Raw genomic sequence first — 12,364 nt, forward strand, 5'->3', positions numbered from 1 at the left:
CTCTGTGTAAGACAGTACATGGTTTTTTAACTGTGGTATGCGACGGTGGTGGAAGCAGAAACTTAAATCGTGAGGTTTAGGAATCGCCGCACTTTTAGGGCGGCGAGGATGTCAATTTATGTTAAGTGGGTAGATGTTAAAAATTGTCAGACACCCCCCTTATTAAGGGTAAATTAAGGGGGGATTAAGGCGGGAGCCATCTTCAATTTAATTATAACCAGCTACTTATCCCCACACCCCACACCCCACACCCCACGAAAAACTTTTTGCCGCAAACCCTAGATACAGATTTTGGGCGGTGGATTGGTTGTGATAGAAATATAAATATCGATCGCTTACTGTCAATCTTGATGAAAAGACGATATTTTCTGGCTTTTATCGGCTCAATTGCCCTTAGTTGCTTATTATCTCTGGGTATAAACCTTTTTTCCTCTACTATCACCACCGCGCAAACCCAGACAATTCTAGTTTCTGCCGCCGCTAGTCTCAAAGAGGCCCTAGAAGAAATCAAGCCGGGGTTTGAAAAAGCCCATGGCAACATTAAAGTTAACTATAACTTCGGTGCGTCGGGGGCTTTGCAACGGCAAATCGAACAAGGTGCGCCGGCCGATGTTTTCCTCTCGGCTGCCACTAAGCAAATGGACGCTTTAGCAAAAGCTGGTTTAATCGATACAAGTACCAGAAGAAAGCTGCTCACTAATCGCCTAGTTTTAATCGTTCCCAAGAATTCCACCCTAAAAATCAGTGATTTTCGTTCTCTGACTAACAGTAATGTCCAAAGAATTGCCGTGGGTGAACCGCGCAGCGTTCCCGTCGGTCAGTACAGCGAAGAAGTTTTGAAAAATATCGGCATTTTAGAGCAAATAAAACCAAAACTGGTCTTGGCCAACTCTGTCCGTAATGTTCTCGCCGCCGTAGAAACTGGTAACGCCGATGCTGGCATTGTTTACATCACCGATGCCAAAATTTCCGACCAAGTAAAAGTAGTGGCTACGGCTGCCAATAATCTCCATTCTCCGATTATTTACCCGATAGCTGTGATCAAAGCCAGTAAAAACCCGCAAGCTGCCAAGACTTTCGCCCAATATCTCACCAGCACAGCCGCTAAAAACATTTTTGAAAAATTCGGCTTCGGAATAGCCAGATAATTTAGGGGAAGTGGAGAAGTGGGGAAGTGGAGAAGTGGGGAAGTGGGGAAGTGGAGAAGTGGGGAAGTGGAGAAGTGGGGAAGTGGGGAATTTCAACTAAAACCCCAACACCCCAACACTCCAACACCCCAACACTCCAAGACCCCAAGACCCCAAAACCCCAAAACCCAACCCCTGACCCCTGAAAAATGCCAGACTTTTCCCCCCTATGGATATCCCTGAAAACCGCCACCATTGCCCTGATAATCATCTTTTTTCTCGGTATTGCCGCCGCTTATTGGATGTTAGGCTATCGCGGACGGTGGAAATCCCTAATCGAGGGAGTTTTCGTCGCACCCTTAATCTTGCCCCCGACGGTGCTAGGCTTCATTTTACTGCTCCTATTCGGCAAAAACGGACCATTAGGACAGTTATTAGACTTATTTAACTTTCGCGTCGTTTTTACTTGGTATGCCGCCATTATCACCGCGACGGTGGTGGCTTTTCCCCTGATGTACAAAACCACCCTAGGGGCTTTTGAACAGGTGGATGCCAACATCCTACAGGTTGCCCGCACCCTAGGGGCATCGGAAGGGAAAATATTCTGGCGCCTACTTTTGCCCCTCTCCTTCCCCGGAGTATTAGCGGGATTAACCCTAGCTTTTGCCCGCGCTTTGGGGGAATTTGGGGCCACTTTGATGTTAGCGGGTAATATTCCGGGGCAAACTCAAACTATCCCGATGGCGATTTTCTTCGCTGTGGAAGCAGGAGCGATGACTGAGGCTTGGATATGGGTGTTTATTATCATGTTAATCTCCCTATCGGGGATTATCGCCGTTAATCTCTGGCAAAGTCAACGCAAACAGCAATTAGGACGACCAGGAGAAAGCAAACCTAACGAGATGGAGGACTGGCTGCCACCCTGGGAGGGTCGCGATTTTGCCCTTTTAGCAGCTGAAAATAAGCATTATAGGGATAAAATAGGCTTATTTGTCGATATAGAGAAATATTTACCCGGTTTTAACCTCTCGGTAACTTTTAACTGCCAAAATCAGCCCCTAGGACTATTAGGGGCTTCGGGATCGGGAAAAAGCCTGATTTTGCGATCGCTGGCTGGTGTGGAAACGCCCTCAAGGGGTCGTATTGTCTTAAATGGGCGCATTCTCTTCGATTCCGAAAAGGGAATTAATCTCCCCAGTCGTCAGCGTCGTATCGGTTTTGTGGTGCAGAATTATGCCCTTTTTCCCCATCTCACCGTGGCAGAAAATATCGCTTTTGGTCTCTCGAAAAACTTATCTAAAAAAGTTATTAAACAGCAGATTGCCAACCAATTGGAATTAGTGCAGTTACTTGGCATGGAAAACCGTTATCCTCATCAATTATCGGGGGGACAACAACAACGGGTCGCCATCGCTCGCGCTTTAGCTAGTCGTCCAGAAGCTTTATTATTAGATGAGCCTTTTTCTGCCCTTGATACCCATCTACGCGCTCAATTAGAACGTCAGATGATCAAAACTTTAAGTAATTACGATGGCGTGACAATTTTTGTTACCCACAATATGGATGAAGCCTATCGAATATGCGAGAATTTATTAGTTATGGAAAAAGGGCGGGCAATTGCTAATAATTCTAAACAGAAAATTTTTGAGCGACCAGATAGCGTTAGTTTGGCCAAGATTACCGGTTGTAAGAATTTTTCTCGTGCTATAATCATTAATAATCAACAATTGGAGGCGATTGATTGGGATGTTAAATTACACACCGTCCCCGGGATTCCCGACTATTTAGCCTATACGGGAATTCGCGCTCATCAAATTATTTTTGGTCGAGATTTAGGCGATATTAATACTTTTCTCTGTTGGTTAGCTAATGCCATTGAAGGACCCCATCGGGTGACTCTCTATCTGAAACTTAATCAACCCTCCAACCACGACCGCGATTTTCATATCCAAGCAGAGTTATATAAGGATAAATGGTTAGAAATTAAGGAGCAAGCTTTGCCTTGGACTGTTACTTTATCTCCCCAGCGTTTATTATTATTAAAGTAATGCGCTAACTCAACGAACCCCCATGAGTACCCACCCAGACTCACGCACCGGTGGGTAGTTAGATTGCCAAACAGAGATTTTGATGCTAATAAACTAAGACGCATTTTAACCGCCTATCCTTAGATTAGCTGAATCTCCTCCAGCCCTACCTTGCTGGGGGACAAGGGGCGAACTTTGATCGGGAATAACTGAATAAGCCGCAAGCTTGTTAGAGTATTGAGAGTAATTTTGAGCGAGCGATGATACTACAGCCTTTCCTTTCTTCCGCTTGGAGTTTTAACATTTCCCTGTTAGCCTCGGCAGCTACAGCCGAAACTGCTGATAGTGCCTTAGTTTTAGCCTGCGTGCTGCTGAGTTTGACCGTTATTTATTTCGCCTGTAAACTGGGGGGGGAAATGTGCGTCCGATTCAACTTGCCCCCCGTGTTAGGAGAATTAGTCGGTGGCGTGATTATCGGGGTTTCTGCCCTAAAATTACTGGTTTTTCCAGAAGGTGGGGCGGTATTCGAGGATTCTCTCCTCATTCATTTCCTAGAATCCACTTCTCCCCTCACCCCGGAGGAATCTCCTGCCGTTTTTAGTGCTGCCAGTGAGGTGATTTCCGTCCTCTCGGAATTGGGGGTAATTATCCTGCTCTTCGAGATTGGTTTAGAGTCAGACTTACAGGAATTAATTCGCGTCGGTCCACAGGCAGCTGCTGTCGCAGTGGTAGGGGTTGCGGTTCCCTTTTTGGTGGGTACTTTGGGTTTAATCTATATCTTTCATCTGGCCACCATTCCCGCTATTTTTGCCGGGGCGGCTTTAACCGCTACCAGTATCGGCATTACCGCCAAGGTTTTAGCAGAAATAGGGCAGTTATCGGCGAAAGAAGGTCAAATTATCATCGGGGCAGCGGTTCTCGATGATATTCTCGGTATTATCGTCCTCGCTGTCGTTGCTTCTTTGGTGAAGACTGGAGAAGTGCAAATTAGCAAAGTAATTTATTTAGTTATTAGTTCTAGCGCTTTTGTAATCGGGGCGATCCTGATCGGTCGTTTTTTAAGCCCCTTTTACGTTCAATTAGTTAATAGCATGAAAACTAGGGGACAATTGCTCTTAGTTTCCCTGATTTTCGCCTTTATTCTTGCTTATATTGCCCAAGTTATCCAATTAGAAGCGATTCTCGGTTCCTTTGCCGCAGGCCTGGTTCTAGCGGAAACGGAAAAGCGATCGGAATTGGCAGAACAAGTGTTCCCGATCGCCGATTTATTTGTACCGATATTTTTCGTCTGTGTGGGGGCAAAAACCGATTTAAGTGTCCTTAATCCCGCTATTCCCAGCAATCGAGAAGGATTAGTCTTGGCTGCTTTCCTAATTGTCGTCGCTATTTTTGGTAAAGTGGTGACGGGGTTGGCCGTTTTCAGCAAGGAAAAACTCAATCGCTTGGCGATCGGAGTTGGCATGATTCCCCGGGGTGAAGTGGGTTTAGTCTTTGCCGGAGTCGGTGCTGCTAGTGGTGCTTTATCCCCCGCTACCGATGCGGCGATTATTATGATGGTGATCTTGACTACCTTTATCGCTCCGCCCCTGTTAAGGTTAGTATTTAAAGAACCCACCGGCAGCCCTCAATCAGTGAGCAGTGAGCAGTGAGCAGTTACCAGTGGCAGTGTATAAGTTACCAGTAGCAGTGTTAAGTGGCACTAACAGCACTGTCTTTTCATTGATAACTGATGACTGATGACTGATAACTGATAACTGATAACTGATAACTGATAACTGATGACTGATGACTGATAACTGATCAGAAACATAGCAGACCATGCCAACGTCCCATAAGCTTGTTTTTATTGATAGTCATTCTCAGAGCATTAACGGAGCTATGGATGGCCAAAAATCGACAAAATAGTCCATTTTTACCGAAAAAAGGTAATTGATAACTGAGCAACGGGAGCATCGATCGTGAGATTTCATTGGTTATTCCTAAGCGCATTAACTTGGTTGCTGGTGGCAGCCCCTGCTTGGGCTGGCAAGCTCGTCTTTTGGCGATTCGACACCAATGAGAATCGTCTGGTGTTCACTACCGACAATCGAGTGCAACCGCGAGCGCAAATGATCACTAACCCCACCAGGATCGTGATCGATCTGCCCGGGATCAAGTTAGGGCAACCCAATATTAACCGGCCCATTAGCAATATCGTCAGAAGTGTCCGTATTGGTCAATTTGATGCGGAAACTACCCGTTTAGTGATTGAATTGGCCCCCGGCTACACCGTCGATCCTCAACAGGTAAAAATTCGCGGAATTTCGCCCACCCAATGGACAGTGGAATTGCCAGCTCCCCAACCGATTAGGGAGGAAACGCAACCACCCGTTACCCCTGACCCCACACCTCCCCCCGATCGCGGTTCCACCCGTCCCACTCCCCCACCTCCAGTTAGCCGGACGGACAACAACGATGATTTTCAGGTCACTCGCAATGGTCTTTTTGTCCGTTTAGAGCAGAATGGTGATGAGCGATCGATCCGCAGTCAACGCAGCCGGGACGGCAAAAAAATCGAATTTGAATTACCCGGTGCCACTTTACCCAGCAGTCTCACTGGTCAAACTATCCCCGTCAATCGCTATGGGGTCGGCGATATTCAATTCAGTCAGACCGCCAATCAACGAGCTAAGATTTCCCTGAGTGTTAATAGAGATAGTCCCGATTGGCAAGCTCTCTATAGTCGTTTTGGTGGCTTGGTTTTACTGCCTAGGGGTGGTCTGGGTGCCGTGGATAATATCTCCTCACCTCCCCCCACTAGCGCCACCAATCCCAATCCTCGTCCCAACAATCCCCCCCCGAAAACTGCCAATAATCCCCCTTCTAGCAATCGTTTGGCCACGATCTCCTCGATCGATCTGACGGGCAATAACGATCGCCTCTTAATTCGCGCGGATTTACCCCTGAAAGCTAACGGCAGTGTTAACCGGGATGGTGTCTATGAACTACGCATCGAAAATGCTAAGTTAGCCGAGTCTTTTCGCGGTCCGCGCTTCGGCCGCTATAGTCCTATCTATCAATTGCGGGTACGTCAGGAAAGCGCCAATAAGGTGCTGATTTTGGTACAGACGGCCGTGGGTTTTCAACTGGGACAATTAACTCAATCGGACAGTCAAACCCTAGCCCTAGAATTGCTTTCCTCCCGCAATTCTAGCCCCCTTTCTCAGGTTCCTGACTCCACTACTATCCCTGTTCCTTTACCCCCCAATACGGGGCAATTTAACCCACCGCCGCGCCCCTCTAACCCCACTCCTAATCCCCCCCAACAACGCAATAGCCGCTTTCTAGTGGTGATCGATCCGGGCCATGGTGGTAAGGATCCGGGGGCGATCGGAATTGGTGGCCTTCAGGAAAAAAACGTGATTCTGCCCATTTCCCTAGAAGTTACCCGCATTCTGCAACAACAGGGCATCGATGTGCGTCTCACCAGAGATAGTGATTTTTTTGTCACCCTGCAAGGTCGCACGGATCTGGCTAACCGGATCGATGCCGATCTATTTGTCAGTATCCACGCTAACTCTATGGGTAAAGCACGACCGGATGTCAATGGCCTAGAGGTGTATTACTTCGGCGATCGCAGGTTGTCGGATACTATCCATCGCAATATTGTCCGTAGTATCGATATGCGCGATCGGGGGGTGCGTCGGGCCCGTTTCTATGTGCTGAGAACCTCGAAAATGCCCTCTACCCTCGTGGAAGTGGGTTTCGTCACCGGCGCTGAGGATGCTGCTAAATTAGCCAATGCCAACTTTCAACGACAAATGGCGGCGGCGATCGCAGGGGGGATTATTGAATATATTCAACGAAATCTCCGTTAATGATTAAATGATTGGAGCATTAGTTTACTAATCAAAAAATCCGTGTTTTAATATCATCAAATAAAGCTATTTTAGATCAGCGTTTTCCTCGATATTATCTATGAGAGAATCACAACTTAGTCCGATTGGTGTGTTTGATAGTGGTGTGGGTGGACTGACAGTTTTAAGGGAGTTGTATCGACAACTGCCCCAAGAATCAATTCTCTATTTCGCTGATACCGCTAGACTTCCCTACGGAACTCGTTCTAAAGGGGAAATTATCGAATTTGTCCGGGAAATTCTCACTTGGATGAGCGAGCGCCGGGTGAAAATGGTGATTATGGCTTGTAATACCAGTTCCGCCTTGGCTTTAGAAGAAGTACAGGCCGAATTTAAAGATTTACCAATTTTGGGGGTAATATTACCCGGTGCCAAAACTGCCGTTAAACAAGGAAAGCGCATTGGGGTTATTTCTACCCCAGCTACGGCTAAAAGTAATGCCTATAAACAAGCCATTCAAGAAATCGATCCTACTGCCCAAGTTTGGCAAATTCCCTGTCCTGAATTTGTCCCTTTGATCGAGGCTAACCGCATTTTTGACCCCTACACCACACAAGTGGCTAGGGAATATCTTCAGCCTTTACTGGCAGAAAATATTGATACTCTGGTCTATGGTTGTACCCATTATCGCCATCTTTCCCCGGTTTTGCGTCGTCTTTTACCTAGTTCCGTGCGATTGGTAGATCCCGCCGCTGCCGTTGTCCGAGCGGCGGAAAAAGAACTAGAATTATTAGGTCTAAAAAATCCCGAAACACCCCTACCTACCAACTTCGCAGTTAGCGGTGATCCTGACACTTTTGCTCGTTTATCTCGTCAATGGCTAGGTTTTTCTCCCGGGGTAGAAAAGGTTTATTTGCAATGTCGGGTGAAGACCCTCGGTTTTACCGATGGGATGAAACAAAGGCCAGTATAGAACAGCGAACCACAGCTAAAAATAAGTGTCTAGTCTCAAGAGCGAAATCTCGAATGACTTCTGACATTGTTAATGGCATTCTAGTTGCGTATTCCGAAGTGCGCTTGCTCTTCTTTTGGGGTCGTTAGCCTTGGCAGTCTTTTTTCATTTAAAGGTCTTGAAGGACTCACGAAAAATAGCTACCATATAAGTATAGCGGCTAGGGTAAACAACCGCTTGAAAAATCCATGTAGTCTAATCACTATGCTATCTGCACCTTGACAATCAAAGATATGGGGTTCTACCTAATGTTCTAGTTTCTACCTGTAGGTAGGTAAAATCTTTGCAGGAACTAGACAAAGCAGTATTTGAAGCTAACACTTCAATTAAAGCAAATTTTGTAGAAATACAACTAGGGTGGGGCGCACCCAAAGTTAACGCTTGAGGAGAGAACCACCTCTGGGTTGAGAATCGCAAGGTACTTAGTCTAAGTGGACTCGGTGAATCAAGAATCCCTCCCATGAGCGCGACGGGAGCGTCAATTGCCTGTCCCCGTTTTATAGCCGTCAGCCTTTTTCAGGGAGCAGTAATCAGTGAGCAGTAATCAGTGAAAAGACAGTAGGAAACTGCTATTTACAGCCTTTCTCGTCAAGGTGAAGCACAGACACTAATACCTGCTCATCAACTTCAGCAAATCCTAGATAAAACGTTTACATGGCAAGTATATAAGCCCACCGCTAGGAAAGGAAGGCTAGAGTGAGTGGTTGGAGGATAATATTTGTCTATTAATTGCCCTTCTACAGCCAATTGAGTCAAGTAGAAAAAGAGGAATGGAAAAAGGGTAGTCATGGAAATGCTGATTTAGTGGGGGAAATTTGGCACAATTTTATATTAGTTAATATTTGCCTTTATGCTTGCTATATAAGCTTATCAGACTACCAATGCTTCGGATTTTGGGCATGATTAATTTTTCAAGAATAAAAAAAACTAGAAATCAGATTTTAGGATGGTAAACAAGTTGAATATAGATTTTATTTCTCTTGAATTCCCACTCTTGACCTCTCAGCCTTCTGATCTTCCAGAAATTTTCCTTGTTGCTGGAGAACTATGATACAATGGCATCAGAAAATAGAGGAAAAATTTTTTTATCATGGACAAGGTGTCAACACCAAGCCTATCAATTGTTATTCCGACTAGAGAAGGATTTGCTGACCACTGGTTTAATGCGCTGACCGAGGTCAAGGGAGAAGTAGAATTTATCTTGGTTCATCCACCAGGAGCGCCTAAGTATCCCACGTCCGACCCCAGGGTACAGCAAATAGTCAGTCCCTTGCGGGGAGAAATTATTCAAAGAATTAGTGGATTGATGAATGCGACAGCACCTTACACACTAACCATTAATTGTGATGAGTTTCTTCACCCCGATATCTTGACCATGGTTCTACAGTATTTCCAGCGATTTCCAGATAGCTGGGTGATGAGACTCTGTACTAAGCGATTTCAGTATGGAGAAACAAAAGAACTGACTGCTCCCTGGCAACCGCTGCCCCAGATAGAAGAACTACTGGTGTGGGATAAAAGCTCCAAAAATCAGGATGGCTCAGATCGAAGTGGCTACTTAAAGGAAATTCCCATCGTTCCTTTTGACAAAAGAAAGTTAGATTTGATGTGCTTTGTGCGCGAAAGAAAAGATCACCACGGCCCTCATACTGAAAATTTTTATAAAAAAGTCTGGCTCACTCAAATGGTACAGGCAACCTGCAAAGATATCGTTAGTTTGTTACCATTAATGGGTCCGTTTAAGTATATTCCCTTTTGGTGTTTAGATCGTCTTTTGGGTTTATTTCTTCAAGCTAAGTTTTTCGAGCAGGGCCAAGGAAAAATCATCGGTCATCTCATGCCATCTCCAGAACAGTTACGCATGGAGAACAATCCCCCCGAATATAGAAGACTAAATCGCTATGGTATTTTATCAGAAATTTTCCTAGTCAAGTGTTTTCCTCAGTATGGATATATGTGGAATCTGGTGATTACCAATCTCAGGGAAGTTCCCAAAAAATATGTACTTTATCGACTAGGAAAAGAGGGATAGTCAGCTAATCATGACCAACTCACCAATTCTATCAATCGTTACTCCAACTCTGGGCAAATTTTCCGAATATTGGTTGCAACAACTTCTGACCATTCAAGGGGAAGTAGAATTTATTTTGGTTTATCCTCCTGGGGCCGTTACCCCTTCCCTAGAAGATCCCAGAGTGAAAATTTTTCATAGTCTTTATCAGGGAGAAACAGCCCAGAGGGCCGTCGGTCTTCTCAATGCTTCCGGTCAATATGTGTTGGCTCTCGATGATGATGATTTCTTGCATCCCCAGGTGGTTGCCTTAGCGAAAGATTACTTTGATAATTTTCCCCAAAGTTGGCTCTTGCGTCTCTATAAGGAGAAAATTGATTATCTCGATGAGGAAAGAATTAAAGCTCCTTGGCCGGAGCTACCCGCTATCAATCAGTTAAATATCTCTAGAAAAAGACAAGATAAGTACCAAGATTTAGTGGAAGTTCCTATCGCTCCCCTAGATAATCCTTTCGAGTTAAGACTAGCTTTATGGCCCTACGGCAAAAGAAAAGATATTCATGGCTGTCATCTAGAACCTTTCAATAATAATATTTGGAAGACTGCCTTAGTGAAAGAAGCCTTAGATGATTTTGTCCGCAACATGAGGATAGGAGAAATTTTAACTTGGTTGCCTCTCTGGGGATTTGATAGAGCTTTAGGATTATTTCTGCAAGCGAAGTTTTTTCAAAAAGATATATATATCGGCCATTGGATGCCCGAACCCAATCAAATAAGATATATAGTCAAACCCTACTCTATGAAAAGCCTAAGAATCCTTTTTCCTTCCGATGCTTTATTAGTCAAAAGATTTCCCCAGTATGGTTATTTCTGGAATCTTTTCTTCGAGGAGTTATACAATGGCATCAAGACCAAAATCAAAAGTCTCTGGAAAGCATGACTAATTATCGTGCGATACTTTACTAATCTGGTTTTATTTCCCATGAGTTATCAACAACCCCCCATCAACTTCGTAATCCGCAAAATTCCAGAAAAGCTGCTGAAGGAACATGAAGCAGGGTGAGCGCATCCCAAACGCTATTGACAATTGGGCAATTTTGTGATAGGATTGGCTTGTAGGCATTTCGAGTGATAGCAATCAATTGAAATGGTTAAGAACTCGATCCATTTGCTCGGTTGTTGCCTAAACATTGAGGGGGCAAATTCTCCTCAAATATGCTTGAATCGCCCTCTGGGTAAGCAACCCACATAAAGTTCATTTTGCCAAGGATTGTTAAGATGCGCTTACCGTGTTGGTGTCGTGTTTACAAAAACATCTAGAATTTTGCTTGAGTGAAGGAATCCATGTTTGACACAACAGAACCAGTCAATCAAAAACAAATTATACACATTGGTCCAAGGTGTCATGAAGATTTCAACGTTACTTTAGCTGAAGCAATTAGCTCTGAAACTGGCATAGTAAACCGCTTGATCGACTATCAATCTCTCAAGAATATAGATGCTTCCAGTGTTTTGTCTTCATTGATAACTCCAGATTGTTTGGGGGTTCTCTTACATTATAACTTTAGATACTACGATGTTCCCGATTGGCTCTTGAGAGTATTACAAAATCTCACAAAAACTAGAGACTTTAAATTAATTATCCTAGTCCATGAGTTCAACGCAACTTACACAAGAAAAGGGATAATTTTCCCCGCTTTCAGATTTTTACTAACTTCTTATCAAATCTTCAGATTAGCTGATTTAACCGTGACTACTACTTCCAGAATTAAAAATATAGTTTCACGATTAACTGGAAAAACCGAAGTTATTTGCTTACCAAATTTTTCTACTATGGGTGAACCTCAATGTATTCTTCCTCTCAAGGATCGCCCACCATACCTTATTGTTTTCGGTTCCAAGTACACTCGTCCCCTAGTTTATACAAAATTCAGTAAAAATCTCCTAAAAGCCTGTCAAGCTTTAGGCATTGAACGCATTTATGATGTTGGTTATCCCTGTGATTTGAGTACCACAGAAGGTCAATTCAAAGGAATAGAGATAATCCCTATGGGATTTCAGTCTAATCAGATTGTTAGTGAATTGATGTTAACTTCACGGGGGGGCTTTTTAGATTATAGCCATTTTCCAAGAGATTTAGGCAAATCCACTATCTTTGCCGCCTATGCCGCCCATGGTTTGGTTCCAATTCTAACAGAGTATAATCCTTCTGAAGCGGATGGAGTAGAAAATAATAGACCTCTTGCATAATTTTTTTATGGTATAATGGAGGGTTTTGCTTTTTTCTCAATTCTTAGATTGAAGTGGAAAAAAGAATAAAATGTGATCTTAGGTCAGGAAATCATCTATAA

General features: G+C 44.3%; 9 protein-coding genes. 8 read left to right on the plus strand and 1 reads right to left on the minus strand.

All coding sequences use genetic code 11. The annotated features are described in order from the left end of the window. Positions 1–350: 350 nt before the first annotated feature. The 3 genes from modA to EWV66_RS05730 all read left to right on the plus strand — a co-directional run bounded on the left by modA (position 351) and on the right by EWV66_RS05730 (position 4,803). The gene (modA, locus tag EWV66_RS05720; protein WP_052275410.1) at positions 351–1,148 is read left to right on the plus strand and encodes a molybdate ABC transporter substrate-binding protein; all 798 of its coding nucleotides are present in this window, start codon (positions 351–353) and stop codon (positions 1,146–1,148) included. Between the two features lie 188 nt (positions 1,149–1,336). Beyond that, on the plus strand, positions 1,337–3,175 hold the full coding sequence (gene modB, locus EWV66_RS05725) for a molybdate ABC transporter permease subunit (RefSeq protein WP_052275408.1): 1,839 nt from the start codon (positions 1,337–1,339) through the stop codon (positions 3,173–3,175). A 239-nt stretch (positions 3,176–3,414) separates the two neighbouring features. Beyond that, on the plus strand, positions 3,415–4,803 hold the full coding sequence (locus EWV66_RS05730) for a cation:proton antiporter (protein ID WP_287108015.1): 1,389 nt from the start codon (positions 3,415–3,417) through the stop codon (positions 4,801–4,803). Here EWV66_RS05730 and EWV66_RS05735 read toward each other — a convergent pair. Next, on the minus strand, positions 4,783–4,974 hold the full coding sequence (locus tag EWV66_RS05735; protein ID WP_170863872.1) for a hypothetical protein: 192 nt from the start codon (positions 4,972–4,974) through the stop codon (positions 4,783–4,785). The genes EWV66_RS05730 and EWV66_RS05735 overlap by 21 nt on opposite strands. Positions 4,975–5,112: 138 nt before the next feature. Here EWV66_RS05735 and EWV66_RS05740 point away from each other — a divergent pair, with 138 nt between their 5' ends. From EWV66_RS05740 to EWV66_RS05760, 5 genes are all read left to right on the plus strand, one after another. Further along, positions 5,113–7,011 carry an N-acetylmuramoyl-L-alanine amidase gene (locus EWV66_RS05740; RefSeq protein WP_072924181.1) on the plus strand — a complete coding sequence of 633 codons (1,899 nt, stop codon included), beginning with the start codon at positions 5,113–5,115 and terminating at the stop codon, positions 7,009–7,011. Positions 7,012–7,111: 100 nt separating this feature from the next. Beyond that, positions 7,112–7,963, plus strand: a complete 852-nt coding sequence (gene murI / locus EWV66_RS05745) for a glutamate racemase (RefSeq protein WP_002788398.1) — start codon at positions 7,112–7,114, stop codon at positions 7,961–7,963. Between the two features lie 1,129 nt (positions 7,964–9,092). Then, the gene (locus EWV66_RS05750) at positions 9,093–10,034 is read left to right on the plus strand and encodes a glycosyltransferase family protein (protein WP_287108016.1); all 942 of its coding nucleotides are present in this window, start codon (positions 9,093–9,095) and stop codon (positions 10,032–10,034) included. Positions 10,035–10,044: 10 nt separating this feature from the next. Continuing rightward, positions 10,045–10,953: a glycosyltransferase family protein gene (locus tag EWV66_RS05755; RefSeq protein WP_002788401.1), complete on the plus strand. Its 909-nt coding sequence runs from the start codon at positions 10,045–10,047 to the stop codon at positions 10,951–10,953. Between the two features lie 404 nt (positions 10,954–11,357). After that, complete coding sequence (locus tag EWV66_RS05760; RefSeq protein ID WP_072924184.1) at positions 11,358–12,263, plus strand: hypothetical protein; 906 nt, start codon at positions 11,358–11,360, stop codon at positions 12,261–12,263. Positions 12,264–12,364 lie beyond the last annotated feature (101 nt).

The sequence above is a fragment of the Microcystis sp. M_OC_Ca_00000000_C217Col genome (assembly GCF_007095585.1).
GTDB classification, from domain to species: domain Bacteria; phylum Cyanobacteriota; class Cyanobacteriia; order Cyanobacteriales; family Microcystaceae; genus Microcystis; species Microcystis panniformis.

Excerpts from the sequence above, each read along its gene's own strand:
- EWV66_RS05755 (WP_002788401.1), top strand. The coding sequence starts at position 10,045 with ATGACCAACTCACCAATTCTATCAATCGTTACTCCAACTCTGGGCAAA.
- modA (WP_052275410.1), top strand. The coding sequence starts at position 351 with ATGAAAAGACGATATTTTCTGGCTTTTATCGGCTCAATTGCCCTTAGT.
- EWV66_RS05730 (WP_287108015.1), top strand. The coding sequence starts at position 3,415 with ATGATACTACAGCCTTTCCTTTCTTCCGCTTGGAGTTTTAACATTTCC.
- EWV66_RS05760 (WP_072924184.1), top strand. The coding sequence starts at position 11,358 with ATGTTTGACACAACAGAACCAGTCAATCAAAAACAAATTATACACATT.
- EWV66_RS05750 (WP_287108016.1), top strand. The coding sequence starts at position 9,093 with ATGGACAAGGTGTCAACACCAAGCCTATCAATTGTTATTCCGACTAGA.
- modB (WP_052275408.1), top strand. The coding sequence starts at position 1,337 with ATGCCAGACTTTTCCCCCCTATGGATATCCCTGAAAACCGCCACCATT.
- murI (WP_002788398.1), top strand. The coding sequence starts at position 7,112 with ATGAGAGAATCACAACTTAGTCCGATTGGTGTGTTTGATAGTGGTGTG.
- EWV66_RS05735 (WP_170863872.1), bottom strand. The coding sequence starts at position 4,974 with ATGGTCTGCTATGTTTCTGATCAGTTATCAGTCATCAGTCATCAGTTA.